Origin of the sequence: Streptomyces sp. CB00316, from assembly GCF_001905595.1 — a bacterium.
Taxonomy (GTDB): Bacteria; Actinomycetota; Actinomycetes; order Streptomycetales; family Streptomycetaceae; genus Streptomyces.
This window is the reverse complement of sequence record NZ_LIXI01000011.1, coordinates 95552-120631: the sequence shown is the minus strand read 5'-3', so window position 1 is coordinate 120631 and position 25080 is coordinate 95552. Positions and strand designations below refer to the sequence as shown.

Sequence of the window (25080 nt, the reverse complement as noted above, 5' to 3'; positions counted from 1 at the left end):
GGCGCCCCGACCGTCCTGCGGCCTTTAGACTCGACCTTTGGCACCTTTGCGTCCTCCAGTCGTCGAGCGGGGTCGCGCCACCAGCCAATCGGAAGCACGGGAAGAGATGTCGGCACCGAACAAGTCGTACGACCCAGTCGAGGTCGAGGCACTGAAACCGGAAGAGATCGAGCGCATGCGGGACGAGGCGTTCGCCGCCTTCGCCGCCGCCGGCGACCTCGACGCGCTCGCCCAGGCGAAGACCGCGCACACCGGAGGTACCTCGCCCCTGTCGCTCGCCAACCGCGAGATCGGCGCCCTGCCCCCGCAGGCCAAGGCCGAGGCGGGCAAGCGCGTGGGCCAGGCCCGCGGCGCCGTCTCCAAGGCCCTGGCCGCCCGCCAGGCCGAGCTGGAGGCCGAGCGCGACGCCCGGGTGCTCGTCGAGGAGGCCGTGGACGTCACGCTGCCCTACGACCGCGTCCCGGCCGGCGCCCGCCACCCGCTGACGACCATCATGGAGCGCGTCGCGGACGTCTTCGTGGCCATGGGCTACGAGATCGCCGAGGGCCCCGAGGTCGAGGCGGAGTGGTTCAACTTCGACGCCCTGAACTTCGTGCCCGACCACCCGGCCCGCCAGATGCAGGACACCTTCTTCGTCCAGGGCACCACGCCCGACGGGAAGGCGACCGAGGGCGACGAGTCCGGCGTCGTGCTGCGCACGCACACCTCGCCCGTCCAGGCCCGCTCGCTCCTGGAGCGCAAGCCGCCCGTCTACGTGGTCTGCCCCGGCCGGGTCTACCGCACCGACGAGCTGGACGCCACACACACCCCGGTCTTCCACCAGATCGAGCTGCTCGCCGTCGACGAGGGCCTCACCATGGCCGACCTCAAGGGCACCCTCGACCACATGGTCCAGGCGCTCTTCGGGCCGGACATGAAGACCCGGCTGCGGCCGAACTTCTTCCCGTTCACCGAGCCGTCCGCCGAGATGGACATGGTCTGCTACGTCTGCCGCGGCGAGTCCGTCGGCAACCCGGACCGGCCCTGCCGCACCTGCGGCAGCGAGGGCTGGATCGAGCTCGGCGGCTGCGGCATGGTCAACCCCAAGGTGCTCACCGCCTGCGGGGTCGACCCCAAGAAGTACAGCGGATTCGCCTTCGGGTTCGGCATCGAACGGATGTTGATGTTCCGCCACAACGTCGAAGACATGCGAGACATGGTCGAGGGCGACGTCCGGTTCACCCGGCCGTTCGGGATGGAGATCTGATGCGCGTCCCGTTTTCCTGGCTGCGGGAGTACGTCGACCTGCCGGCGACGGAGACCGGCCGTGACGTACAGGCCAAGCTCGTCTCCGTCGGCCTCGAGGTCGAGACCGTCGAGCAGATCGGTGCGGGCCTCAAGGGCCCCCTGGTCGTCGGACAGGTCCTGACCATCGAGGAGCTGGAGGGGTTCAAGAAGCCCATCCGCTTCTGCACGGTCGACGTCGGCTCCGCCAACGGCACCGGCGAACCGCAGGAGATCGTCTGCGGCGCCCGTAACTTCTCGGTCGGCGACAAGGTCGTCGTGGTCCTCCCGGGCGCGGTCCTGCCCGGCGACTTCGCGATCGCCGCGCGCAAGACGTACGGCAAGACCTCGCACGGCATGATCTGCTCCACCGACGAGCTCGGCATGGGCGACGACGGCACGCACGGCATCATCGTGCTGCCGCCGGAGCACGAGGTCGGCACCGACGCGATCGAGCTGCTCCAGCTCGTCGACGAGGTCCTCGACATCGCCGTCACCCCGGACCGGGGCTACTGCCTCTCGATGCGCGGTGTCGCCCGCGAGACCGCCATCGCGTACGGGCTGCCGCTGCGCGATCCGGCGCTCCTGGACGTGCCCGCGCCCAACGCGTACGGCTACCCGGTCCAGATCTCCGACCCGATCGGCTGCGACCGCTTCACCGCCCGCACCGTGACCGGTCTCCAGCCCGAGGCCCGCTCCCCGATCTGGATGCAGCGCCGCCTCCAGAAGGCCGGGATGCGGCCGATCTCGCTGGCCGTCGACGTCACCAACTACGTGATGCTGGAGCTCGGCCAGCCGCTGCACGCCTACGACCGCACCCGGGTCGACGGGCCGATCGGAGTGCGCCGCGCGACCCAGGGCGAGAAGCTCACCACGCTGGACGGCACCGTGCGCGTGCTGGACGCCGAGGACCTGGTGATCACCGACAACCGCGGGCCGATCGGCCTCGCGGGTGTCATGGGCGGCGCCAACACCGAGATCGCCGACGCGGACGGCGAGTCGGCCCTCACCACCGAGGTCGTCATCGAGGCCGCGCACTTCGACGCGATCTCGATCGCCCGCACCGCGCGCCGCCACAAGCTGTCCTCCGAGGCGTCCAAGCGCTTCGAGCGCGGCGTCGACCCGCAGGCCGCAGCGGCTGCCGCGCAGCGCACGGTGGACCTGCTGGTCCTCCTCGCGGGCGGCACCGCCGAGGCCGGGGTCACCGAGATCACCGCGCCTCACGCGCCGCGCACCATCGCGATGCCGGCGAACCACCCCGACCGGGTGGCCGGTGTGGAGTACGGCCGCGAGACCGTCGTCCGCCGCCTCCAGGAGGTCGGCTGCGACGTCTACGGGCAGGACGAGCTGATCGTCACCGTCCCGTCCTGGCGGCCCGACCTGAACGAGCCGAACGACCTGGCCGAAGAGGTCATCCGTCTCGAGGGCTACGAGAACCTGCCCTCCACCCTGCCGAAGCCCCCCTCCGGCCGCGGTCTCACCGACCGCCAGCGGCTGCATCGCCGCATCGGCCGGGTGCTGGCCGGAGCCGGATACGTCGAGGCGCTGAGCTACCCGTTCATCGGTGACGCGGTCCTCGACCAGCTCGGCCTGGAGGCGGACGACGCCCGCCGCCGTACGGTCAAGCTCGTCAACCCGCTCTCCGACGAGGAGCCGGCGCTGCGCACCACGCTGCTGCCGGGCCTTCTCGGCGCACTGCGGCGCAACGACGGCCGCGGCAGCCACGACCTGGCGCTCTTCGAGACCGGCCTGGTCTTCCGGCCGACCGGCGAGGAGAAGCGGGCGGTCCGCCTGCCCGTCGACCGCCGTCCCACCGACGAGGAGATCGCCGGACTGGACGCGGCCCTCCCGCGTCAGCCGCGCCGCGCCGCCGTCGTCCTCGCGGGCGCCCGCGAGCAGGCCGGCTGGTGGGGCAAGGGCACCCCGGCGACCTGGGCGGACGCCGTCGAGGCCGCCCGGTCCATCGCGGCCGAGGCCGGCGTGGAGGTCACCGTCCGCGCCGACCAGCATGCCCCGTGGCACCCGGGCCGCTGCGCCGCGCTGTACGTCACGGTGAACGGCGAGGAGACCCTCTTCGGGCACGCGGGCGAACTCCACCCGCGCGTCATCAAGACGCTCCACCTGCCCGAGCGGACCTGCGCCGCGGAGGTCGAGCTGGACGTCCTGGAGCAGGCCGTCGACGGAGCGCTCCAGGCACCCCGGATCTCCACCTTCCCGGTGGCGACCCAGGACGTCGCGCTCGTCGTCGCCGGGGACATCCCGGCCGCCGACGTGGAGCGGGCGCTGCGCGAGGGCGCGGGTGAACTCCTCGAATCGCTGCGGCTGTTCGACGTCTTCACCGGCGAGCAGATCGGCGGGGGCAACAAGTCCCTGGCGTACGCGCTGCGCTTCCGCGCCGCCGACCGCACGCTGACCGTGGACGAGGCATCGGCCGCCCGCGACAGCGCGGTGGCCCTGGCCGCCGAGCGCACGGGCGCGGTGCTGCGCGGAGCGTAGTAGCCGCCAAGGAGTTGAGAAGGGGCGTATCCGGCCACCGGATACGCCCCTTCTCCTTGTCCCGCCGGGCGGCTGAGGGACCGCACGCGGACCGGACACGGAACCGGGAGGAAGCGCGGTTCCGGCCCCGACCCGCAGCCACCCTCCTTCGTCGTTGGGCAGTGGGTCGTGCGGTCCGGCGTCCGTCCGCACGGCCACGGAGTGTCGGGCAGGCCGGCGGTGCGGACGGACGCGGGTGCGGGTCGTCAACCGTTACGAGGGGGAGCCGACGACCCGGCCGCCTCTTGCGAGGAGCTCATTCAACCGAGCCCCGCCCCGGTGCGGCAGAGCGCACAGCCCGACGGTTCGGGCATTCCGTTCACACCCCGTGTGAAACGTGCTGGACTAGGCTCATCGCGACACGCACCTGGGGGGACGATGGAGCCGAATGTCCTGCTCGAATCCCTGATCGACGAGGCCGGGATGTCCCGGGCGGGGCTCGCCGGTCACGTCAACCGGGCGGGCCTGGCCCGCGGCCTGAGCCTGCGGTACGAACACACCGCGGTCTCCCGCTGGCTGAAGGGCCAGCGCCCACGCGGCCAGGTGCCGGACCTGATCTGCGAGGTGCTGGGCGGCCGGCTCGGACGCCCGGTCGTGCTGGACGACATCGGCATGGGCGTCCCCGGCGGCTACGGCACCGATACCGCACCCCACAGCGCCTCCCTCTCCGGCTTCGTCGAGCGGGCCACCGCGCTCTGGCGCTCGGACGAACAGCAGCGCCCGCATCTGGCCACCGTCCCCGCCGTCACCGGGACCACGGCGGTGATGCCGGTCTGGGAGTGGGAGAACCCGCCGGAGGACACCGATGTCTCCCGCCCGGGCCCCGGCCGGGTCAGCGCCGCCGACATAGAGACGCTCCGGTCCGCGCGCGACCACTACGAGCAGATGTACCGCAAGGCGGGCGGCATCGCGACCAGACCCCGGATCGTCCGCTTCCTCAACGCCGAGGCCGCGCCACTGCTGCGCGGCGGCTACAGCGACGAGGTCGGCCGCCGCCTGCACCGGGCGACGGCGGCGCTGGTGGCGATGGCCGGCATCTGCGCGTACGACTCCGACGCCCACGGCCTCGCCCAGCGCTACTTCCACCAGGCACTGCGGCTCGCCAAGTCCAGCGGGGACCGGGCGCTCGGTGGCTATGTGATCGCCCTGCTGGTCACCCAGTCCCTCTTCCTCGGCGACCACCGCCGCTCCATCGCCTTCGCCGAAGCCGCGCTGCGGGCCGCAGGCGACCACATCACTCCGGCGCTCGCCGCCGATCTGCACGCCATGCAGGCCAAGGCGTACGCCCACCTCGGCGACGCGGCGAGCGCCCGCGCCTGCATCCGGCGGGCCGAGGCCCAGGCGGGCCGGATCCACACCGGGCGGGAGCCGGACGAGACCGGGTACGTCCAGCCGGGGCTGGTCGACGTCCAGGTGGCGGAGGCGCTGCTCAGCCTCGGGGATCTGCCCGCAGCACGGGAGCACGCGGCCTCCGCGGTGCGCGCCCCGGCGCACGACCGGGGGCGCGTGCACCGCCTCGCGATGCTCAGCCATATCGAACTGCTCCAGGGCGAGCCGGACCGGGCGGCCACCACCGCCGCCGAAATGGCCGAGCGGGCCCGGGGCATGGAGTCCCAGCGGCTGCGCGACCGGCTGCGCCAGGTGCGGCGGGAGCTGGCGGAGAGCGGCTGCGCCGACGCCGTACAGACGGCCGGCCTGATCGACGGGGCGCTCCGCGTGCCTCTGTGAGCTCCGCCGCGCACCCGCCGTTCGTTCCGCTTGGCGGCTGACCCTGCTGGCATGTTGCCCCCAACATGTCGAAAGGCGGCAGAACCGTGCAGTGGACGAACGTAAGCGAACAGAATGTGTATCAGAACCGTTGGTTCCAGGTGAACCTGGCGGATGTGGAGTTGCCCGACGGCAGCCACCTCGACCACTACGTCATCCGGCTGAGGCCCGTCGCCGCGGCCACCGTCGTCAACGCGGCGGACGAGGTGCTGCTGCTCTGGCGCCACCGGTTCATCACCGACAGCTGGGGGTGGGAGCTGGCCGCGGGCGTCGTCGAGGACGGCGAGGACATCGCGGCGGCGGCGGCCCGCGAGATGGAGGAGGAGACCGGCTGGCGCCCCGGCCCGCTGCGCCCCCTGCTCACCGTGGAGCCCGCCAACGGCCTCACCGACGCCCGCCACCACCTCTACTGGGCAGAAGAAGCGCAGTACACGGGCCCTCCGCAGGACGCCTTCGAGTCCTCACGCCGTGAGTGGATACCGCTGAAGCTCATCCCGGACATGATCGCCCGGGGCGAGGTGCCCGCGGCGAACATGGCGGCGGCGCTGCTGATGCTGCACCACTTGCGGCTCTGAACGCATGTGGAGCCGGCCTCGGGGTGCCCGGGACCGGCTCCACGAAGTGGCGGGACAGTCAGGGGTACGGGTAGAAGCCCGACCCCGTCCTGCGGCCGAGGCGGCCCGCGTCGACCATCCAGGGGAGCAGCGGGGAGCAGCGGACAGCGGGGCGGCCTCTCCGACCGGGGCGGGGCGCCACCAAAACCGGGCCCCGGCCGCTGCGCGCCGCACGGCGAGCGGGCAGGTGTCGGACGCCACGGTGGCGAGGGTGACGCGTTCGGTGTCCTCCAGCCGGTACCGACGCCTGCTGAGCGGGTACCCCTGAGCAGTCGAGCAGTCGAGCAGTCGAGCAGTCGAGCAGTCGAGCAGGCACGCAGGCACGCAGGGCACTCCTCCGCATGGTCTGAGGCTTTCCCGAATGTCATCTGCTCAGGTGCACGGCTCGGTTACACCCGTCGGGAACTCTCGGCCCGTAGGGCCGCGACTTCGCCTCGCAGTTCGGTCAGTTCCCGGTGCAGTGCCTGGATGGCGACGATGGCCACCCCGTTGGCATCGGTGCAGCCAATCGTCCGGTCGTTCTCGCCGACCCCGAAGGCTTCCCACCAGTCCTGCGCCATGGGGCCCAGGTGGCGTACGTGTGGCGGGTCCCAGTGGTACCGCCACGTGCTGACCGGTAGCCGCACCACCTGTTCCAGTACCTCGTAACCGTTGACCGGACCGCTACCGCTCACCGCACCCGACACAGCACCGGACGCCAGACCAGCCGCGGAAGCCCCCCGCCGCAGGCGCATCCTGCCCAGGGCGTGCATCCACAGCCTGGCCAGGACCCTTCCCGACCGCCGGTAGCTCATCGCTCCCAGACCACCGCTGTGACCTCAGTCTTCAGTGCACGGTCCGAGAAGAGCAGGCTGCCCCCGCCACCGCGGTTCTCCGGACTGTTCACCGGAAGCTGGACCAGACCGCTGCCCACCCCGCTGCCGTGAGTCGTCATGCCGACCGCCGTGACCGCACGGTCCTGGTTGATCATCGTGGTGTCGTAAGCGGCGTTGCCGGCCGCCAGGATGTTCGTGCTCGCGAAGGCCGGGCCGCTCAACGCACCCGTACCGGTAGCCGCCGTGGCTGTCAGCACCAGCAGACGACGGGCAACGCGCTTCGTGGACATCGAGCATCCCTCCATCCGGGACGCCGAGTGCATCCGCGAAACCCCTAACGGCCCATCGCCCCAAAGGGCACGTCGATTTCCGCGCTGCCCTGGCCGCACGCTTGCGAACAGCACCAGCCAGGTCGCTCAGTCACACATGTGACCGAGCGCAGTAGTGGGTGGTCGCCGACTACGGTGCTTCGGGACCGCACACGGTCCTGACCTCGGGCAACGTGCCCCGGTGGGCCCGGCGGGGTGAGCGCGCCGGGCCCGCCGGTAGGACGGTCAGTAGGCGTAGAAGCCCGACCCCGTCTTGCGGCCGAGCCGGCCCGCGTCGACCATCCGCTGGAGCAGCGGGGGAGCGGCGTACAGGGGCTCCTTGTACTCGGCGTACATCGAGTCGGCGACCGAGGCCACGGTGTCCAGGCCGATCAGGTCCGCGAGCTTCAGCGGGCCCATCGGGTGGGCGCAGCCCATCTCCATGCCGTTGTCGATGTCCTCGCGGCTCGCGATGCCCGACTCGAACATCCGGATCGCCGAGAGCAGGTACGGGATCAGCAGCGCGTTGACGACGAAGCCGGACCGGTCCTGGGCGCGGATCGGGTGCTTGCCCAACACGCCCTGCACGACGGCCTCGGCGCGCGCGATCGTCTCGTCCGACGTGGTCAGCGCCGGAATCAGCTCGACCAGCTTCTGGACGGGGGCCGGGTTGAAGAAGTGGATCCCGATGACCCGGTCCGGACGCGAGGTCGCGACGGCCAGCTTCACCAGCGGGATGGAGGAGGTGTTGGAGGCCAGGATCGCGTCCTGCCGGGTCACGACCTGGTCCAGGACCTGGAAGATCTCCGTCTTGACCTGCTCGTTCTCAACGACGGCCTCGATGACGAGGTCGCGGTCGGCGAACTCCCCGAGGTCGGTGGTGAAGCTCAGGCGGCCGAGGGTCTCGTCCCGCTCCTGCTCGGTGATCTTGCCGCGTTCGGCGGCCTTCGAGAGGGAGTTGTGCAGCCGGGTGCGGCCGATCTCCAGCGCCTCGCCGGTGGTCTCGGCGACCTTCACTTCGAGGCCGCTGCGTGCGCACACCTCCGCGATACCTGCGCCCATCTGGCCACAGCCGACCACCCCGACGCGTGCAATGTCGGCCATAGTGTCCGTCACCTCGTGCCTTTCGATGTTCTCCGCATTGCAGGGTCCCGTGCGATTCCGGTGCCCGCTTCGACGCCACGACGTTACTCCGCGAGCCCACCCCCGTGACCTGCGGGTCGTCCGGCTACGGACGGGCATGATCCTGTTACGTACAGCGAGGGGGGTGGTGTTCGACGTGAAGGGACGAGTGTGGCGCATGCGACGTACAGGAATGACCCGGAGATCGCTCGTGGCGGGTGCGGCCGGACTGGTGGCGGCGATGACGACGGGCGGTGACGCGGTGGCCGCGCGGACGGCCCGGGCGGTACGGGGAGGAGGCGGCGGCGAAAACCGGTTCGCGCGGGGTGAGCTGCGCGGCGTGTGGGTCGCCACGGTCGCCAACCTGGACTGGCCTTCCCGGAAGGGCCTGACGGCGGCCGCGCAGGAGGCCGAGCTCATCGCCCACCTGGACCGGGCGGTCCGGCTGCGGCTCAACGCGGTGGTCCTCCAGGTCCGCCCCACCGCGGACGCCCTGTGGCCCTCACCGTACGAACCGTGGGCCGACTGCCTCACCGGCGTCCAGGGCCAGGACCCGGGCTGGGACCCGCTGGCCACCGCCGTCCGGGAGGCGCACGACCGGGGTCTGGAGCTGCACGCCTGGTTCAACCCGTACCGGGTGGCGAACCACACGGACCCCTCCCGCCTCACCGCCTCCCACCCGGCCCGGCGCAACCCCGGCTGGGTCCTGCCTTACGGCGGGAAGCTCTACTACAACCCGGGCCTGCCGGAGGTCCGCCGCTTCGTCCAGGACGCCATGCTGGACGCCGTGCGCCGCTACGAGATCGACGCGGTGCACTGGGACGACTACTTCTACCCGTATCCGGTGGCGGGCCAGGCGTTCAAGGACGACGCCGCCTACGAGCGGTACGGCGCCGGCTTCCCGGACAGGGCCGCCTGGCGCCGCGACAACGTGGACCGGCTGGTACGTGAGATGGGCGAGCGGATCCGGGAGACCCGGCAGGGGGTCCGCTTCGGCATCAGCCCCTTCGCGGTCTGGCGGAACAAGGCCACCGACCCGCTGGGCTCCGACACCCGGGCGGGCGTGGAGACGTACGACGACCTGCACGCCGACACCCGGAAGTGGGTCGAGGAAGGGTGGATCGACTACATCTGCCCGCAGATCTACTGGCACATCGGCCTCGCCACCGCCGACTACGCCAAGGTCCTCGCCTGGTGGGCCGCGACCGTGCGGGGCACGGGCGTGGGCCTGTACGTGGGGGAGGCGCTGTACAAGGCGGGTGACCCGGCCCAGCCCGTGCCCTGGCAGGACCCGGCGGAGCTCTCCCGGCACCTCACCCTCGCCCGGGACCACGAGGAGGTGGGCGGGCACGTCTTCTTCTCCGCCAAGCATGTGGCGACAGACCGGATCGGCGCGATGGCCCAAGTGGTCGCCGACCACTACCAGGACGTGGCCCGCGCGCCGCGCTGACCCGGTGGTGTGAGGGGCCGGGGTCCGCTCGGACCCCGGCCCCGGTCCCTCCTACTGCGGCTGCCGGCCCTGGGGCGCCTCGATGTGCTGGACGACGCTGTCGGGGCCGGGGGACATCAGGTGTTCGTGGCCGTCGGGAAAACGGAGCCGGTACGGAGGGGCGCCCCCGTCCCCGAGCACTTCGATGATCTCTGCGACCCGGTCGTGCTGTCCCACGGTCCTGCCGTGCATCAGCAGCCGGTCGCCCGCGTGTGCCTCCATCGGGAGTGACCTCCTCACGGTGACGGTCCGCCTGTCCGTACGGCCAAGTCTATGACCGTACGGGCTCGGTTTCCCCTGCTGAACGCGGCGCCGCCCGGCCCCGGCGGCCCGTCCGCTGGGTGGCGGCGATGCAGACCAGCACCGCCACCGCCGCTAGGGGAGCCGCCGCCGACACCTCCTCGCCGAGCAGCAGGAACGACCACGCCAGCGTCAGCAGCGGCTGCGCGAGCTGGAGTTGACTGGCCCGGGGGACACCGATCGCGGCCATGCCCTTGTACCAGACGTACAGCCCGAAGAACGTCGACCCGGCGGCCACCCATACCAGGCCGAGGACGCCGTGCGCGGTGAGGTGGACCGGCTCCAGCGGCAGGGCCACCGCGCTGCCCGCGACCGCGAGCGGCAGGCAGAGGATCAGCGCCCAGCCGATCACCTGCCACCCCGGCATCACCCGGGCCAGCCGGCCGCCCTCGGTGTACCCGGCCGCGCACACCAGCAGCGCGCCGAACAGATACAGGTCGCCCGAGGTCAGGGCGCCGCCGCTCTGCTGCACGGTGAAGCCGATGACGACGGCCGCCCCGGCGAGGGCCGCGACCCAGAACGTACGGGAAGGGCGTTCGCCGGTACGGAGGGATCCCAGCACCGCGGTCGTCAGCGGCAGCAGCCCCACGACCACGGCCGCGTGCGAGGTGGTGGAGGTCTGGAGGGCGAGGGTCGTCAGCAGTGGAAACCCGATCACCACACCGCCCGCCACCACCGCGAGCCCGCCCCAGTGGCGGCGCGCGGGCACCGGTGCCCGGACCGCCAGCAGGAAGCCACCCGCGATCAGGGCGGCGAGCGTGGAGCGCAGAGCGACGAGGGACCAGGGGCCGAAGCTCTCCAGGCCCCAGGCGGTGGAGGGGAAGGTGAGCGAGAACGCCACGACGCCGAGCGCGGCGAGGAGCGTGCCACGGCGGGCGGGGGCCTGCGCGGTGTGCGGCGGCGCGTCCGGGGCGAGGGCCTTGGCAGTGTGCTGCGGCGCGCCGGGACCGGGCGTCGGGGAGGTCTCCGTACCGGCATCGACCGCTATCGTTCCGGAACCGGTAGCGCTATCCTGTGCTCTCATGCAAGAGCGTAGCAGCGTCGCCGAACTGGTCACTTCCCTGCGAGCCGAGCTCAACCGCTACTCGCCCGGTGGGAAGCTGCCGTCCAGCCGCGCGCTCGTCGAACGCTTCCGGGTCAGCCCGGTCACCGTCTCCCGCGCCATCGCCCAGCTCGCCGCCGAAGGGCTCGTCACCACCCGCCCCGGGTCCGGCGCCTTCCGGGCCGAGCCCCGCGCCGAGATCCCCGCCCCCGGCGACACGTCCTGGCAGGAGGTGTCGCTGAGCGGCGACGGCGGACCCGAGGTCGTGCCCCGTACCGTCGACGCCTCCGGGGTCCTGGCCACCCTCGCCGCACCACCGCCCGGCACCATCGAGTTCAACGGCGGCTACCTCCACGCCTCCCTCCAGCCGGAGCGGGCCCTGGCCGCCGCCCTCGCACGGGCCGGCCGCCGCCCGGGTGCCTGGGGCCGCCCGCCCACGGACGGGCTGCCCGAGCTGCGGTCCTGGTTCGCCCGCGAGATCGGCCCGGCCGTCTCCGGCGCCGACGTCCTGATCACCGCGGGCGGCCAGAGCGCCCTGGCCACCGCCCTGCGCGCCCTCGCCCCGCCCGGCGCCCCGGTCCTGGTCGAGTCGCCCACCTACCCCGGCATGCTCGCGGTCGCCCGCGCCACGGGGCTGCGCCCGGTCCCCGTCCCGATGGACGCGGACGGGGTCCGGCCCGAGCTGCTCGCCGACGCCTTCCGCGCCACCGGGGCCCGGGTCTTCGTCACCCAGCCGCTCTTCCAGAACCCCACCGGAGCCACCCTCGCCCCCGCCCGCAGGCCCGAGATCCTGGCGATCGCCCGGGCGGCCGGGGCGTTCGTCGTCGAGGACGACTTCGCCCGGCGGCTCGTCCACGAGGGCGCCGGACCGCTCCCGGCGCCGCTGGCCGCCGACGACCCCGACGGGGTGGTCGTCCACGTCTGCTCGCTCACCAAGGTCACCTCGCCCAGCCTCCGGGTCGGCGCGCTGGCCGCCCGGGGCCCGGTGCTGGAGCGCCTGCGCGCCATTCAGGTCGTCGACAGCTTCTTCGTACCGAGGCCGCTCCAGGAGGCCGCGCTCGAACTCGTCGGCTCCCCGTCATGGGGCCGCCACCTGGCGGCGGTGGCGGCGGAGCTGGGGAGCCGCCGTACGGTGATGGCCGCCGCCCTCCACTCCGAACTGCCGGAGTTCGCCCTGCCCCACGTGCCGGCGGGCGGCGGCAGCCTCTGGGCGCGGATCCCGGCGACCGGCGCGGGAACGGGCCCCGACGAGGCGGCCGTCGCCTCCGCCGCCCTGCGCGCCTCGGTCGCCATCGCCCCGGGCGGCCCGTACTTCTGCGCCGAACCCCCGGCGGGACACGTCCGGCTGAGCTTCGCCGCGGTCTCCGGAGCGGCCGAGATCGCGGAGGGCGTGCGCCGGCTCCGCACGGCATACGACGGGCTCCGGGCGCCGGCGCCGTCCGGCGGCTGACCGGACGCGGTCAGGGCCCTCTTGGCGCCCTCTTGACCGGACAGGCGTTCGGCACCACGATCCGGCCATGACGCATCCGGCCATGACGCATCGGGTCACCCTGGTCGCGGCGGCGCGCACGTCGCCCCGCCTGGCCGAGCGCTTCGACGACGACCGGCCGCTCGACCGGGCCGGCTGGCACGAGGTACGGCTGGTCGCCCACACCCTGATCCCGCTCGGGGCCGCCGAACTGCGGTACTGCTCGCCCACCCCCCGCAGCCGTGCCACCGGCGACGCGCTCGGCTACGCCCCGATGGCCCAGCCCGCCCTCCGCGACTGCGACATGGGCCGCTGGCGCGGTATGGCCCTGGCCGAGGTCGCCGCCCGCGAACCGGCCGCCGTCGACGCCTGGCTCGCCGACCCGGGCGGCTCCCCGCACGGCGGCGAGTCCCTCCTCGCCTTCATCCGGCGGATCGGAGGCTGGCTGGACACCCGCCCGGCCTGCGACGGGTTCATCGTCGCGGTCGCCGAACCCGCCGTGATCCGCGCGGCCCTGGTCTACGCGCTGAACGTGCCGCCGACGGCGTACTGGAACGTGGACGTCCGCCCGCTCTCCACGATCACGCTCGCCGGCGCGCCCGGCCGCTGGAGCCTGAGCCTGGAGTCCGGCGTCCGCTGACCCCGTCGGGCACGCGCTCTTCCTTCCAGTCCGACCGGTCGGTACGTTGCAGGGGTATCGGTCCCGTAACGTACAGAAGGAGCCCAGGTGCCGCAGATCCACGGCCACTGCGACGACCGTTTCGCCGGCGTCCGGCACGCCTTCGAGGAGAACTTCACCGCCCGCGGCGAACTGGGCGCGGCGGTCACCGTCCTCGCCGACGGGATCCCCGTGGTGGACCTCTGGGGCGGCTGGGCGGACGAGGCCCGCACCCGCCCCTGGGAGCGGGACACCCTGGTCAACGTCTGGTCCACGAGCAAGGGCCCCACCGCGCTCTGCGCCCACATCCTCGCGGACCGTGGCCTCCTCGACCTGGACGCGCCGGTAGCCACGTACTGGCCGGAGTTCGCGGCCAACGGAAAGGAAGCCGTCCTCGTCCGCCACCTCCTCTCGCACCGTTCCGGGGTCGCCGGGGTCGGCACGCCGCACACCCTGGACGAGCTGTACGACTGGGAGCTGACCTGCGCCCGGCTCGCCGCCACCGCGCCCATGTGGGAGCCCGGGACCCGGTCCGGCTACCACGCGATCTCGTACGGCTTCCTCGTCGGTGAGGTGGTCCGCCGGGTCAGCGGGCTGCTGCCCGGGGAGTTCCTGCGGCAGGAGATCACCGGACCGCTGGGCATCGACTTCACCTTCGGCCTCCCCGAGAAGGAGACCCACCGGCTCGCCGAACTCGTCCAGGAGCGCGCCGACCGCGACGCCCAGGCCGCCCTGCTGGCCCGGATGGCACCGGTGGCCGTCGCCTCCCTGCTCAACCCGCCCACCGGCCGGGCCGCAGCCAACACCCCCGGGTGGCGCGCCGCCGAGATCCCCGCCGCCAACGGCCACGGCACCGCCCGCGCGGTCGCCGCGCTCTACGGGATCCTCGCCGGACGCGGCAGCCTCGGCGGCCACCGGATCCTCTCCGAGCGGTCCGCCGAACGGGTCCGCGAGAGCCAGGGCGCCTGCCGCGACCTGGTCCTGGGCGACGCCTTCGCCCACGAGACGGAAATCGCCCTCGGCCTCTGGCTGAGCGGCCGCAACCGCTCCTACGGCCCCGACCCCCGGGCGATGGGCCACGACGGGGCGGGCGGTTCCTGCGGTCTGGCCGACCCGGATGCGGGAATCGCCCTCGGGTACGTCATGAACCGGATGGGCTCCGGCGTGGCCGACGACCCCCGCAAGACGGCCCTGGTCGACGCGGTCTACGCGGCCCTCGGGGACGCCGGCCGGGAGTGAGCGGAAGGCGACATTCCACACCACCGACCCAACCCGGGTTTCGCCTGCGGTTGCCAGGAATGTGAGGATGTCACCATGACAACCAAGGTCTACTTCGACATCACCATCGACGACGCGCCCGCAGGGCGGATCACGTTCAACCTGTTCGACGACGTCGTCCCCAAGACGACGGAGAACTTCCGCGCGCTCGCCACCGGCGAGAAGGGCTTCGGCTACGCCGGCTCGTCCTTCCACCGCGTCATCACCGACTTCATGCTCCAGGGCGGGGACTTCACCCGCGGCGACGGCACCGGCGGCAAGAGCATCTACGGCGAGAAGTTCGCCGACGAGAACTTCAAGCTCAAGCACGACCGCGTCGGCCTGCTCTCCATGGCCAACGCCGGCCCGAACACCAACGGCTCGCAGTTCTTCATCACCACGGTGCTCACCCCGTGGCTGGACGGCAAGCACGTGGTCTTCGGTGAGGTCGCCGACGACGACAGCATGAAGCTGGTTCGCAAGATCGAGGCGCTCGGCTCCTCCAGCGGCCGCACCCGCGCCAAGGTCACCATCGCCGAGTCCGGCGTTCTCTGACCGGAACGGGGCCTTCGGGCCCGGGATGCCGTATCCCGGCACCCCGGCCTCCCGGCAGGCAGGAAGCCCGGCCGACGCACCGCGTCGGCCGGGCTTCCTGGTCTTTGCGTCGTCTGCGTCGTCCGCGGTCAGTGCGACTGGGCGGCGCGCTCCGCGTTGCGCTCCTTGATGCGGGCGGCCTCCTTGCGGACCTCCGCCTGGGTGGCCCGCTCCTTCTGGAGCCACTCGGGCATCTCGTCCTTCAGGGCGTCGACCTGCTCGGTGGTGAGGGCGTCGGTGACCCCGCCGCGGGCGAGCCCCGCGATGGAGATGCCGAGCTTCGCCGCGACCACCGGACGGGGGTGCGGTCCGTTACGGCGCAGCTCGACCAGCCACGCGGGCGGGTCGGTCTGGAGGGCGTTGAGCTCGGTGCGCGAGACGGCACCCTCCTGGAACTCGGCGGGCGTGGCCTGGAGGTACACACCCAGCTTCTTCGCCGCGGTGGCGGGCTTCATGGTCTGGGCGGTCTTGTGCGACGTCATGGGTCCAGGGTATCGACCATGGGACACACCTCCGACCACTGACCGCCGACCGGTGGCCGACCACCGGCGGGGCGGCCGGTAGCCTGGATCCGTGACAGGCTCGGACACCCCCTCATCCTTCAGGCTCGCGTACGTACCCGGCGTGACGCCGACCAAGTGGGTGAGGGTCTGGCACGAGCGGCTGCCCGGCACCCCCCTGGAGCTCGTCCAGGTCTCCGCGGCCGAGGCCCCGCGGCTGCTGGCGGACGGGGGAGCGGAGGCCGGGCTCGTACGGCTGCCGGTCGACCGGGACGTGCTCAGCGCGATCCCCCTGTACACCGAGACGACGGTCGTGGTGATCCCCAAGGATCACGCCGCCACGGCCGCGGAGGAGGTCACGCTCCCCGATCTGGCGGACGAGATCGTCCTGCACCCGCTCGACGACCTCCTCGACTGGGAGGCGCTCCCCGGCCGCCCCGCGATCGAGCGCCCGGCCACCACGGCGGACGCGATCGAGCTGGTGGCGGCGGGCGTGGGCGTGCTCCTCGTCCCGCAGTCCCTGGCACGCCTGCACCACCGCAAGGACCTCACCTACCGGCCGGTCCTGGAGGCCCCCGAGTCCCGCGTGGCCCTGTCGTGGCCGCAGGAGGAGCCCACCCCCGATCTGGTGGAGGAGTTCATCGGCATCGTCCGGGGGCGCACGGTCAACAGCACCCGGGGCCGCGCCGCCACCCCGCCGCAGCCGTCGGCGAAGGAGAAGGCGAAGGCCAAGCGGGCCGGCACGGCCGCCGGCTCCGGGCGCAAGCCCGCACCCGGCGGGAAGCAGACCGGCACCGGCCGCCGCGCGGGCGCCCCCAAGGGAGGCAGGGCCGGCCAGTCGGGCGGCAAGCGCGGAAAGCCGCGCGGCCGCTGAAGCCGCTCTCCCCACCCCCGTACGACCGCGAGTGGTGTCCCTTCCGTTCCCCACCAGGCTCGCTCGCGCGACACCACTGACAGTGGCGAGATCGCCACGGTTCAAAGGATCGCGCCATGCGGTGCCGGGCGGGCTTGCCGCCGCGCGTGAGGGTGCGCCGGTACTCGCTCGGTGTGGTGCCGAGGATGCGCGGGAAGTGCAGCCGCAGATTGGCGCCGGTGCCGAGCCCGATGCCGGCGGCGATCTGCTCGACGCTCCGCTCCGAACGCTCCAGCAGTTCGCGGGCCACGTCGATGCGGGCGCGCATCACCCACCGCATCGGGGTGCCGCCGGTCTCCTCGACGAAGCGCCTGGAGAACGTGCGCGGCGAACCCCCCGCCAGCCGCGCCAGTACGTCGAGGGCGAGGGGCTCGCCGAGCCGACGAAGGGGCCACTCCCGAGTGGCGGCGAACCGCTCGCCGAGCGGCTCGGGCACGCTGCGCGGCACGTACTGCGCCTGACCGCCGCTCCGGTAGGGGGCCGCGACGAGCCGCCGGGCCGCGTGGTTGGACGCGCTCCTGGGCATCCGAGCAGTGGAGAAGCTCTACGCGAACCGCTTCATGCCCGGTGGTAGCGAGTGGATCCCGTTCCTGTCGGACCGGGACGGCTGGACGGGAAAGTTCATCGACGTGCGGGACGGGCGTATCGGCAGGTGGTTCGTGGGCGAGATCACGATCACGGGCGAGTACGCATCACTGGGTCACTATCTCGACTCCGTGGCGGAGACGCTGACGAAGATCGCCGATGGAAACCATCCGGTCCGTGAGGTCGCCGAAGGGCGACTGGTCTGGTCGTGAAACGAGGGACCCCACGTCAGCCATGACGCGACGCTGTGTGTCGCGTAAGCCCCCACTCGCGCTGGACCTCCGGCGCCTGAGCGCCCTCAGTCGGCCCCGCTTCCCGGGCGTCGGCCGCTGATTGCATAAAAGTGCAGCGCTGCGTATAGTCATGCCATCGACGAGGAGGGTTCCGATGGTGGCACGCGCAGCGGTGGCAGGGGCGAGCGGATACGCCGGCGGTGAGCTGCTCCGACTCCTGCTGGCGCACCCCGGCGTCGAGATCGGTGCCCTCACCGGACACTCCAACGCCGGGCAGACGCTCGGCTCGCTCCAGCCGCACCTGCGGCCCCTGGCGGACCGGGTGCTGGAGCCCACCACCGCCGAGGTCCTCGCCGGGCACGACGTCGTCTTCCTGGCGCTGCCGCACGGGCAGTCCGCCGCCGTCGCCGAGCAGCTCGGGGACGAGGTCCTCGTGGTCGACATGGGGGCCGACTTCCGGCTCAAGGACGCCGGTGACTGGGAGAGGTTCTACGGGTCCCCGCACGCCGGGACCTGGCCCTACGGGCTGCCCGAGCTGCCGGGCGGGCGGGCCGCGCTCGCCGGGGCGAAGCGGATCGCCGTGCCGGGGTGCTACCCGACCGCCGTGTCCCTCGCGCTCTTCCCGGCGTACGAAGCGGGCCTCGCCGAACCGGAGGCCGTGATCGTCGCCGCGTCCGGCACCTCCGGGGCGGGCAAGGCGGTCAAGCCGCATCTGCTCGGCTCCGAGGTCATGGGCAACATGACCCCGTACGGCGTCGGCGGCGGGCACCGCCACACCCCCGAGATGATCCAGAACCTCAGCGCCGCCGCCGACGGGCCGGTCACCGTCTCCTTCACGCCCACCCTCGCGCCCATGCCGCGCGGCATCCTCGCCACGTGCAGCGCGAAGGCCAAGCCGGGAGTGAGCGCGGAGTCCCTGCGCGCGGTGTACGAGAAGGCGTTCGCGTACGAGCCGTTCGTGGACCTCCTGCCCGAGGGGCAGTGGCCCGCCACCGCCGCGGTGTACGGCTCCAACGCCGTACAGGTCCAGGTCGCCCACGACCCGGCCGCCGGACGGATCGTGGTCATCTGCGCCCTCGACAACCTCGCCAAGGGCACCGCGGGCGGTGCCCTCCAGAGCATGAACATCGCCCTCGGGCTTCCCGAGGACACAGGTCTGACCACGATCGGAGTGGCACCGTGAGCGACGAGCGCGCAGCCGTCGGGCTGCGGAGGGCCACGAAAGCCGCGCCGCCCCGCTGCGCGGTCGGAGAAGCGAAGAAGGAGATGCAGTGAGCGTCACGGCAGCACAGGGATTCTCGGCGGCGGGCATCGCCGCGGGGATCAAGGAGAGCGGTAACCCGGACCTGGCCCTCGTGGTCAACCACGGGCCGCGTCGCGCCGCCGCGGGCGTCTTCACCTCCAACCGCGTCAAGGCCGCCCCGGTGCTCTGGTCCGAGCAGGTCCTCAAGGGCGGCGAGGTCACCGCCGTCGTCCTCAACTCCGGTGGCGCCAACGCCTGTACGGGCCCCAAGGGGTTCCAGGACACGCACGCCACCGCCGAGAAGGTCGCCGAGGTGCTGGAGGGTCACAGCGCCGGCGAGGTCGCCGTCGCCTCCACCGGGCTCATCGGCATCCTGCTCCCCATGGACAAGCTGCTCCCCGGCATCGAGCAGGCCGCCGCCGCCCTCAGCGAGCACGGCGGTGAGAAGGCCGCCATCGCCATCAAGACCACCGACACCGTGCACAAGACGGCCGTCGCGGGCGGCGAGGGCTGGACCGTCGGTGGCATGGCCAAGGGTGCGGGCATGCTCGCCCCCGGCCTCGCCACCATGCTCGTCGTCCTGACCACCGACGCCGATGTCGAAGCCCCCGCGCTGGACGCCGCCCTGCGCGAGGCCACCCGGACCACCTTCGACCGGGTCGACTCCGACGGCTGCATGTCCACCAACGACACCGTGCTGCTGCTCGCCTCCGGCGCCAGCGGCATCACCCCGGAGCAGGGCGACTTCGCCGAGGCCGTACAGGCCGTCTGCGCCGACCTCGCCCGGCAGCTCATCGGCGACGCCGAGGGCGCCTCCAAGGACATCCGGATCGAGGTGATCAACGCGGCCACCGAGGACGACGCCGTCGAGGTCGGCCGGTCCATCGCACGGAACAACCTCCTCAAGTGCGCGATCCACGGCGAAGACCCCAACTGGGGCCGTGTCCTCTCCGCCATCGGCACCACGAAGGCCGCCTTCGAACCGGACCAGCTCAACGTCGCCATCAACGACGTCTGGGTCTGCCGGAACGGGGGAGTGGGGGAGGACCGCGACCTCGTCGACATGCGCTACCGGGAGGTCAAGGTCACCGCCGACCTCGCCGCGGGCACCGAGTCGGCCGTCATCTGGGCCAACGACCTCACCGCGGACTACGTCCACGAGAACAGCGCGTACAGCTCATGAGCGCCGCGCGGAAGCACACCGCACTCCCGAAGGCGCAGATCCTCATCGAGGCGCTGCCCTGGCTGACCCGGCACAACGGCAGGACCGTCGTCATCAAGTTCGGCGGCAACGCCATGATCGACGAGGAGCTGAAGGCCGCCTTCGCCCAGGACGTGGTCTTCCTGCGGCACGCCGGGCTCAAGCCCGTCGTCGTGCACGGCGGCGGCCCGCAGATCAGCGCCCAGCTCGACAAACAGGGCCTGGTCAGCGAGTTCAAGGCCGGGCTCCGGGTCACCACCCCCGAGGCCATGGACGTCGTACGGATGGTGCTCGCCGGACAGGTCCAGCGCGAACTGGTCGGCCTCCTCAACCAGCACGGCCCCCTCGCCGTCGGCATGACCGGCGAGGACGCCCACACCATCACCGCCACCCAGCACCGGCCCACCATCGACGGCGAGTCCGTCGACATCGGACGGGTCGGCGAGATCACCGCCATCGACACCGGGGCGATCCAGGCGCTGCTCGACGACGGCCGCATCCCGGTCGTCTCCTCCATCGCCCGCTCCGCCGACGACCACCACGTCTACAACGTCAACGCCGACACCGCGGCCGCCGCGCTCGCCGCCGCCCTGAACGCCGAGACGCTGATGGTCCTCACCGATGTCGAGGGGCTGTACGAGGACTGGCCCAACAGCGACGACGTGATCAGCCGGCTGACCGCCAGTCAGTTGGAGAAGCTGCTGCCCGAGCTGTCCAGCGGCATGGTCCCCAAGATGCAGGGCTGTCTGCACGCCGTGCGCAACGGCGTCGAGACGGCCCGGGTCATCGACGGCCGGGTCCAGCACTCGATCCTGCTGGAGATCTTCACCGACGAGGGCATCGGCACGATGGTCGTGCCGGACGCCCCCATCGATGTACACGGAGTACCTGAACAGGGGGAATCATGACCGGCGCAGAGGCCGCTGGACTCACTTCGCGCTGGCAGGGCGCGCTGATGGACAACTACGGCACGCCCCGCCTGCCGCTCGTCCGCGGCGAAGGCGCGTACGTCTGGGCCGAGGACGGCACCCGCTACCTCGACTTCGTCGGCGGCATCGCGGTCAACGCCCTCGGCCACGCCCACCCGGCCGTCGTCGAGGCCGTCTCCACCCAGGTCGCCTCCCTCGGCCACGTATCGAACCTCTTCATCGCCGAACCGCCGGTCGCCCTCGCCGAGCGGCTGCTCCAGCTCTCCGGCCGCCCGGGCCGGGTCTTCTTCGCCAACTCCGGCGCCGAGGCCAACGAGGCCGCCTTCAAGATCGGTCGGCTCACCGGACGCACCCACATGGTCGCCACCGACGGCGGCTTCCACGGCCGGACGATGGGCGCGCTCGCCCTCACCGGCCAGCCGGGGAAGCAGGAGCCCTTCCGCCCGCTGCCCGGTGACGTCACGCACGTTCCGTACGGGGACGTCGACGCCCTGCGCGCAGCGGTGACCGACGACACCGCCCTGGTCATCATCGAGCCGATCCAGGGCGAGAACGGCGTCGTCGTCCCGCCCAAGGGCTATCTGGAGGCCGCCAGGGAGATCACCCGGGCGACCGGCACCCTGCTCGTCCTGGACGAGGTCCAGACCGGGATCGGCCGTTGCGGCCAGTGGTTCGAGCACCAGGCCCACCAAGGCGTGGAGCCCGACCTCGTCACCCTTGCCAAGGGGCTCGGCGGCGGACTGCCGATCGGCGCGACGGTCGCCTTCGGCCCGGCGGCCGACCTGCTGAAGCCGGGTCACCACGGCACGACGTTCGGCGGCAACCCGGTCGCCTGCGCCGCCGGGCTCGCCGTCCTGGACACCCTCGCGGCCGACGGCGCGCTCGACGAGGTCAAGCGGCTCGGCGAGAAGATCCGCGACGGCGTGGAGGCGCTGGGACATCCGCTGGTCTCCCACGTCCGCGGCAGTGGCCTGCTGCTGGGTATCGTGCTCACCGGACCCCTCGCACCGCAGGTGCAGCAGGCGGCCCAGGGAGCCGGCCTCCTGGTGAACGCGCCCGCCCCCGATGTCGTACGGCTCATGCCGCCGCTGATCATCGGTGACGCGGAGGTGGACGCGTTCCTGGGGATCCTGCCGAGCGCTCTCGACGCGGCACACGGGGACGGACGATCCGGAGCATGACCCTCCGGAGAATGAGGCGACGACGATGACCGAGGCGCAGGAGACCGAGCACGGCGGACCGTCCGTGCCGCAGACCCGCACCGCCCGCCACCGCCGGATCGTGGACATCCTGAACCGGCAGCCGGTCCGCTCGCAGAGCCAGCTGGCCAAGCTCCTCGCCGACGACGGGCTGAGCGTCACCCAGGCGACGCTCTCCCGCGACCTCGACGAGCTGGGCGCGGTCAAGATCCGCAACACCGGCGGCGAGCTGATCTACGCGGTGCCGAGCGAGGGCGGATTCCGCACCCCGCAGGCGCCGCTGGGCGGATCGGCCAAGGAGGAGCGGATGCGCAGGCTCTCGGCCGAACTGCTGATCTCGGCGGAGGCTTCGGCCAACCTGGTGGTGCTGCGTACGCCGCCGGGTGCCGCCCAGTTCCTCGCCTCGGCCATCGACCAGGCCGAACTGCACGACATCCTCGGCACCATCGCCGGCGACGACACGCTCATGCTCATCAGCCGCGACCCGAACGGCGGTCAGGCGCTCGCCGACCACCTGCTGAGGCTCGCTCAGAACGACCGCTGAGCCGTTCTGTTCAGTAGCGCGTGATCGCGGTCGGGCCCGAGCTGGTCCCGACCGCGATGTGCGGTTCGCGCGCCGGGTCCGCCCAGGCCAGGATCTCCGCCATGGCGTCCGCCGGTACGGAGACGCACCCGGCGGTCGCCCCACGCCCGTTGACGTGCAGGAAGATTCCGGCGCCCCGGTTGCGTACCGGCTTCTCGTAGTTGAAACCGATCACCAGCGCGTGGGCGTACTGCGTGCCGTACGAGACCAGGTGCTCGGCCTCGTCCGCCCGGCAGTCGGCGGGGCGCGGTTCCACCCAACGGTTGTACGACGCCGAGGCGTTGTCCTGGCACCACCAGGAGTCCTCGTTCACCTCGCGGTACGCGTACCGCGTCCCGGCCGGGGCATCCTCGACGCCGAAGGCGTACGGCAGGTCGTACAGCCCGGTCGGGGTGGTGCTGGTGCCCTGCTCGCGGGTCGCGCCGTCGGCCAGCCCGTTCGCCCCGAACCGCGCGGGCGTGGACCCCGCCGCCACCCACCTGCCCCCGCGCCGCTCCCACCAGGTCACCGTGCCCGTCGTGGAGGCGGTGTCCGGGGCCTCGGCGGTGATGAGCTGCGAGCCGCCGCCCGTGTCCGCCAGCCGGTCCGGCAGGGGAGGGGCGTCGCAGGGCCCGGCCCCGAGGGAGCCGAGCGACAGGGTGAGGAGTACGGCGAAGGTCAGCAGAGGTCGGCGCATGCTCCGGACCGTACGGCTGCCGGGGCCGACGGCCCACCGGACCTGCTCCGTACGGCCCAGCGGCCCCCTCCGCGAGTGTCACCGCAAGCCGCGCGACTCATGGGAGTCACCGGCCGGAAGGGCTGCGCCCGGGGCTCGGCCTGCTGGGCCGCCGGGTTCTGCCGCTACGCCGGGCGACGGCATCCGGCGAGGAGGGTCGCGACCATGCGCTGGGCGTCGGCCTGGTCGTAGTCGGGGCCGGTGATGCAGAGGTTCCCGATGGCGCGCATGAGCGTGTAGGCGGTGATGCCGGGGCGGATCTCGTCGTCGGCCGCGCAGGCGTCGAGCAGCGTCGCGCAGGCCGGGACCAGGGTGTCGAGCATGAGGGCGTGGAGGTTCTCCAGCCCCGGATCGCCGGACCCCAGGGCGGCACCGAGGCCGTGCTTGGTCACCAGGAACTCCACGAACGCGTCCACCCAGCGGGTGAGGGCGGTGAACGGGGAGGCCGATTCCGCCAGAAGCTGGGGCGCGAGTGCGGTGCAGGTGTCGATCTGGTGCCGGTAGACGGCGGTGACGAGGTCCGCCCGGGTCGGGAAGTTCCGGTAGATCGTGCCCACGCCCACGCCGGCGCGTTCGGCGATGTCGCGGACGGGGGCCTGGACTCCCTGCTCCACGAAGACCGCCGACGCGGCTGCCAGCACGCCGTCGCGGGTGCGCTGCGCCTGGGCTCGGCGTACTCCTACCGGTTCCGGCACGGGATCCTCCATTGCTCGCGGAACAATGTTCCGCTAAGTTGGCGGAACGACGCTCCGCCAAAGTATGGCAGAGCGGCACCATGGAGAAAGCGCAGGTCCCCCCATGTCATCCAGCCCCCTCGGCCGGCCGATCGTCGCGGTCAAGCCCATCGCCGTTCCCGCGCCCGGTCGCGGTGTGGGACTTCAGGTGAAAGTCACCGCCCCGCAGTCGGGCAGGGACCTGCCCGTCATCGTGTTCTCCCACGGCAACGCGTGGTCCCTGGACGGATATGGGCCCCTCGCCGACCGGTGGGCGGCCGCCGGGTTCGTCGTGGTGCAGCCCACCCACCTGGACTCCCGCCGCAACGGCATCGGGTGGGAGGATCCCCGCTTCGCCACCATCTGGCGCGTCCGCATCGCCGATCTCCACGCGGTCCTCGACGGCCTCGGCGACATCCTGTGCCAGGCCGGCGGCCTGGAGGCCCGCGTCGACCGTGAGCGCGTCGCGGTCGTCGGCCACTCCTGGGGCGCCCAGACCGCCGGCGCGATCCTCGGCGCGCGGGTGCTCGACGCCGACGGCGTCCCCGGCGAGGACTTCTCCCATCCCGCGGTCTCGGCCGGCGCGCTGATCGCCGCGACCGGAACCGGCGACACGCTCACCCCGTTCGCCGCCGAGCACCTTCCGTTCATGCGGCCGGACTACTCGACCATGACCACCCCGGCCCTGGTCGTCGCGGGCGGCAAGGACCGGTCGCAGCTCTCCACCCGGGGGCCGGAGTGGTTCACCGACGCCTACCACCTCAGCCCGGCCCCGAAGGGCCTGCTCATCATCGCCGAGGGCGAGCACACCCTGGGTGGCGTCGCCGGCGAGATGGCCGCCGAGACCACCGACGAGGACCCCGCCCGCGTCGCCCTGGTCGCCGACGCGGTCTCCGCCTACCTCCTCGACGCCTTCAGGCTCGACGACGCCGCGTGGGCCGCCCTCGGTGACGCCGCCGCGGCCGGTGGCGGTGCGTGGAGCGTCGCCGGCAAGTGAGCCCGGCCGGTCCGCGCGGCCGTCCCTGCCGCACCTG

25 protein-coding genes and 1 pseudogene are annotated in these 25080 nt (G+C 72.6%); 17 read left to right on the top strand and 9 right to left on the bottom strand.

Going from position 1 to position 25080, the window contains the following annotated elements; all coding sequences use genetic code 11:
* The first annotated feature begins 106 nt into the window (after positions 1–106).
* The 4 genes from pheS to AMK21_RS27455 all read left to right on the top strand — a co-directional run bounded on the left by pheS (position 107) and on the right by AMK21_RS27455 (position 6140).
* Positions 107–1246: a phenylalanine--tRNA ligase subunit alpha gene (gene pheS, locus AMK21_RS27470; protein WP_073881879.1), complete on the top strand. Its 1140-nt coding sequence runs from the start codon at positions 107–109 to the stop codon at positions 1244–1246.
* Positions 1246–3759 (top strand): phenylalanine--tRNA ligase subunit beta, encoded by a 2514-nt coding sequence (gene pheT, locus AMK21_RS27465; protein WP_073881878.1) that lies wholly within the window; start codon positions 1246–1248, stop codon positions 3757–3759. The genes pheS and pheT overlap by 1 nt, the downstream gene beginning before the upstream one ends.
* A 417-nt stretch (positions 3760–4176) precedes the next feature.
* Positions 4177–5526, top strand: a complete 1350-nt coding sequence (locus tag AMK21_RS27460) for a transcriptional regulator (RefSeq protein WP_073881877.1) — start codon at positions 4177–4179, stop codon at positions 5524–5526.
* Positions 5527–5612: 86 nt separating this feature from the next.
* On the top strand, positions 5613–6140 hold the full coding sequence (locus AMK21_RS27455; RefSeq protein ID WP_073881876.1) for an NUDIX domain-containing protein: 528 nt from the start codon (positions 5613–5615) through the stop codon (positions 6138–6140).
* A gap of 428 nt (positions 6141–6568) precedes the next feature.
* Here the strand turns inward: AMK21_RS27455 and AMK21_RS27450 are convergent, their stop codons facing one another.
* From AMK21_RS27450 to AMK21_RS27440, 3 genes are all read right to left on the bottom strand, one after another.
* Complete coding sequence (locus AMK21_RS27450) at positions 6569–6853, bottom strand: tail fiber domain-containing protein (protein WP_073881875.1); 285 nt, start codon at positions 6851–6853, stop codon at positions 6569–6571.
* Between the two features lie 116 nt (positions 6854–6969).
* A complete protein-coding gene (locus AMK21_RS27445; protein ID WP_073881874.1) occupies positions 6970–7284 on the bottom strand; it encodes a hypothetical protein in 315 nt (104 codons plus the stop codon).
* A 264-nt stretch (positions 7285–7548) separates the two neighbouring features.
* Positions 7549–8406: a 3-hydroxybutyryl-CoA dehydrogenase gene (locus tag AMK21_RS27440; RefSeq protein ID WP_073881873.1), complete on the bottom strand. Its 858-nt coding sequence runs from the start codon at positions 8404–8406 to the stop codon at positions 7549–7551.
* Positions 8407–8635: 229 nt separating this feature from the next.
* On the opposite strand from AMK21_RS27440, the gene AMK21_RS27435 reads away from it, so the two are divergent.
* The gene (locus AMK21_RS27435) at positions 8636–9874 is read left to right on the top strand and encodes a glycoside hydrolase family 10 protein (protein WP_107430001.1); all 1239 of its coding nucleotides are present in this window, start codon (positions 8636–8638) and stop codon (positions 9872–9874) included.
* Between the two features lie 51 nt (positions 9875–9925).
* On the opposite strand, the gene AMK21_RS27430 is transcribed toward AMK21_RS27435, so the two are convergent.
* Together AMK21_RS27430 and AMK21_RS27425 are read right to left on the bottom strand one after the other, a co-directional pair.
* Positions 9926–10135 carry a DUF1918 domain-containing protein gene (locus AMK21_RS27430; RefSeq protein ID WP_018515301.1) on the bottom strand — a complete coding sequence of 70 codons (210 nt, stop codon included), beginning with the start codon at positions 10133–10135 and terminating at the stop codon, positions 9926–9928.
* Positions 10136–10184: 49 nt separating this feature from the next.
* Complete coding sequence (locus AMK21_RS27425) at positions 10185–11237, bottom strand: DMT family transporter (protein WP_073881871.1); 1053 nt, start codon at positions 11235–11237, stop codon at positions 10185–10187.
* Here AMK21_RS27425 and AMK21_RS27420 point away from each other — a divergent pair.
* The 4 genes from AMK21_RS27420 (at position 11236) to AMK21_RS27405 (ending at position 15193) form a co-directional block, all read left to right on the top strand.
* Positions 11236–12705, top strand: a complete 1470-nt coding sequence (locus AMK21_RS27420; protein ID WP_073881870.1) for a PLP-dependent aminotransferase family protein — start codon at positions 11236–11238, stop codon at positions 12703–12705. The two genes, AMK21_RS27425 and AMK21_RS27420, sit on opposite strands and share 2 nt — an antisense overlap.
* An 82-nt stretch (positions 12706–12787) precedes the next feature.
* Entirely contained in the window at positions 12788–13363 is a 576-nt protein-coding gene (locus AMK21_RS27415; RefSeq protein WP_073882105.1) for a histidine phosphatase family protein, read from the top strand.
* An 87-nt stretch (positions 13364–13450) separates the two neighbouring features.
* Positions 13451–14620 (top strand): serine hydrolase domain-containing protein, encoded by a 1170-nt coding sequence (locus AMK21_RS27410; RefSeq protein WP_073881869.1) that lies wholly within the window; start codon positions 13451–13453, stop codon positions 14618–14620.
* A gap of 75 nt (positions 14621–14695) precedes the next feature.
* A complete protein-coding gene (locus AMK21_RS27405) occupies positions 14696–15193 on the top strand; it encodes a peptidylprolyl isomerase (protein WP_073881868.1) in 498 nt (165 codons plus the stop codon).
* 128 nt (positions 15194–15321) lie between these two features.
* Here AMK21_RS27405 and AMK21_RS27400 read toward each other — a convergent pair whose 3' ends face one another.
* Positions 15322–15714, bottom strand: a complete 393-nt coding sequence (locus AMK21_RS27400; RefSeq protein ID WP_073881867.1) for a DUF5997 family protein — start codon at positions 15712–15714, stop codon at positions 15322–15324.
* A 91-nt stretch (positions 15715–15805) separates the two neighbouring features.
* On the opposite strand from AMK21_RS27400, the gene AMK21_RS27395 reads away from it, so the two are divergent.
* Positions 15806–16606 carry a LysR family transcriptional regulator substrate-binding protein gene (locus tag AMK21_RS27395; RefSeq protein ID WP_073881866.1) on the top strand — a complete coding sequence of 267 codons (801 nt, stop codon included), beginning with the start codon at positions 15806–15808 and terminating at the stop codon, positions 16604–16606.
* 139 nt (positions 16607–16745) lie between these two features.
* Here the strand turns inward: AMK21_RS27395 and AMK21_RS27390 are convergent.
* Positions 16746–17162: pseudogene (locus AMK21_RS27390) on the bottom strand (helix-turn-helix domain-containing protein); the annotation flags it as partial.
* Positions 17163–17178: 16 nt separating this feature from the next.
* Between AMK21_RS27390 and AMK21_RS27385 the strand changes: the two are divergent.
* The 6 genes from AMK21_RS27385 to AMK21_RS27360 all read left to right on the top strand — a co-directional run bounded on the left by AMK21_RS27385 (position 17179) and on the right by AMK21_RS27360 (position 22579).
* Positions 17179–17442: a hypothetical protein gene (locus tag AMK21_RS27385; protein ID WP_234422063.1), complete on the top strand. Its 264-nt coding sequence runs from the start codon at positions 17179–17181 to the stop codon at positions 17440–17442.
* Between the two features lie 175 nt (positions 17443–17617).
* On the top strand, positions 17618–18646 hold the full coding sequence (gene argC / locus AMK21_RS27380) for an N-acetyl-gamma-glutamyl-phosphate reductase (RefSeq protein ID WP_073881865.1): 1029 nt from the start codon (positions 17618–17620) through the stop codon (positions 18644–18646).
* Positions 18647–18734: 88 nt separating this feature from the next.
* Positions 18735–19889, top strand: coding sequence for a bifunctional glutamate N-acetyltransferase/amino-acid acetyltransferase ArgJ (gene argJ, locus AMK21_RS27375; RefSeq protein ID WP_073881864.1), 1155 nt, complete (start codon positions 18735–18737; stop codon positions 19887–19889).
* On the top strand, positions 19886–20815 hold the full coding sequence (gene argB, locus AMK21_RS27370) for an acetylglutamate kinase (RefSeq protein ID WP_073881863.1): 930 nt from the start codon (positions 19886–19888) through the stop codon (positions 20813–20815). Before argJ ends, argB begins: the two co-directional genes overlap by 4 nt.
* A complete protein-coding gene (locus AMK21_RS27365) occupies positions 20812–22017 on the top strand; it encodes an acetylornithine transaminase (RefSeq protein WP_073881862.1) in 1206 nt (401 codons plus the stop codon). The genes argB and AMK21_RS27365 overlap by 4 nt, the downstream gene beginning before the upstream one ends.
* Before the next feature lie 25 nt (positions 22018–22042).
* Positions 22043–22579 (top strand): arginine repressor, encoded by a 537-nt coding sequence (locus AMK21_RS27360; protein ID WP_019764598.1) that lies wholly within the window; start codon positions 22043–22045, stop codon positions 22577–22579.
* Positions 22580–22589: 10 nt separating this feature from the next.
* On the opposite strand, the gene AMK21_RS27355 is transcribed toward AMK21_RS27360, so the two are convergent.
* On the bottom strand, positions 22590–23294 hold the full coding sequence (locus tag AMK21_RS27355; RefSeq protein ID WP_073881861.1) for a L,D-transpeptidase family protein: 705 nt from the start codon (positions 23292–23294) through the stop codon (positions 22590–22592).
* 164 nt (positions 23295–23458) lie between these two features.
* On the bottom strand, positions 23459–24028 hold the full coding sequence (locus AMK21_RS27350; protein WP_199863298.1) for a TetR/AcrR family transcriptional regulator: 570 nt from the start codon (positions 24026–24028) through the stop codon (positions 23459–23461).
* A 103-nt stretch (positions 24029–24131) separates the two neighbouring features.
* Here AMK21_RS27350 and AMK21_RS27345 point away from each other — a divergent pair, with 103 nt between their 5' ends.
* Positions 24132–25043 carry an alpha/beta hydrolase family protein gene (locus tag AMK21_RS27345; protein WP_073881859.1) on the top strand — a complete coding sequence of 304 codons (912 nt, stop codon included), beginning with the start codon at positions 24132–24134 and terminating at the stop codon, positions 25041–25043.
* The last annotated feature ends 37 nt before the right edge of the window (positions 25044–25080 follow it).

Bases quoted from the DNA above. Each gene is read 5' to 3' on its own strand.
- pheS (WP_073881879.1), top strand. From the start codon at position 107: ATGTCGGCACCGAACAAGTCGTACGACCCAGTCGAGGTCGAGGCACTG.
- pheT (WP_073881878.1), top strand. From the start codon at position 1,246: ATGCGCGTCCCGTTTTCCTGGCTGCGGGAGTACGTCGACCTGCCGGCG.
- AMK21_RS27460 (WP_073881877.1), top strand. From the start codon at position 4,177: ATGGAGCCGAATGTCCTGCTCGAATCCCTGATCGACGAGGCCGGGATG.
- AMK21_RS27445 (WP_073881874.1), bottom strand. From the start codon at position 7,284: ATGTCCACGAAGCGCGTTGCCCGTCGTCTGCTGGTGCTGACAGCCACG.
- AMK21_RS27440 (WP_073881873.1), bottom strand. From the start codon at position 8,406: ATGGCCGACATTGCACGCGTCGGGGTGGTCGGCTGTGGCCAGATGGGC.
- AMK21_RS27430 (WP_018515301.1), bottom strand. From the start codon at position 10,135: ATGGAGGCACACGCGGGCGACCGGCTGCTGATGCACGGCAGGACCGTG.
- AMK21_RS27420 (WP_073881870.1), top strand. From the start codon at position 11,236: ATGCAAGAGCGTAGCAGCGTCGCCGAACTGGTCACTTCCCTGCGAGCC.
- AMK21_RS27425 (WP_073881871.1), bottom strand. From the start codon at position 11,237: ATGAGAGCACAGGATAGCGCTACCGGTTCCGGAACGATAGCGGTCGAT.
- AMK21_RS27415 (WP_073882105.1), top strand. From the start codon at position 12,788: ATGACGCATCGGGTCACCCTGGTCGCGGCGGCGCGCACGTCGCCCCGC.
- AMK21_RS27405 (WP_073881868.1), top strand. From the start codon at position 14,696: ATGACAACCAAGGTCTACTTCGACATCACCATCGACGACGCGCCCGCA.
- AMK21_RS27400 (WP_073881867.1), bottom strand. From the start codon at position 15,714: ATGACGTCGCACAAGACCGCCCAGACCATGAAGCCCGCCACCGCGGCG.
- argC (WP_073881865.1), top strand. From the start codon at position 17,618: ATGGTGGCACGCGCAGCGGTGGCAGGGGCGAGCGGATACGCCGGCGGT.
- argB (WP_073881863.1), top strand. From the start codon at position 19,886: ATGAGCGCCGCGCGGAAGCACACCGCACTCCCGAAGGCGCAGATCCTC.
- AMK21_RS27365 (WP_073881862.1), top strand. From the start codon at position 20,812: ATGACCGGCGCAGAGGCCGCTGGACTCACTTCGCGCTGGCAGGGCGCG.
- AMK21_RS27360 (WP_019764598.1), top strand. From the start codon at position 22,043: ATGACCGAGGCGCAGGAGACCGAGCACGGCGGACCGTCCGTGCCGCAG.
- AMK21_RS27355 (WP_073881861.1), bottom strand. From the start codon at position 23,294: ATGCGCCGACCTCTGCTGACCTTCGCCGTACTCCTCACCCTGTCGCTC.
- AMK21_RS27345 (WP_073881859.1), top strand. From the start codon at position 24,132: ATGTCATCCAGCCCCCTCGGCCGGCCGATCGTCGCGGTCAAGCCCATC.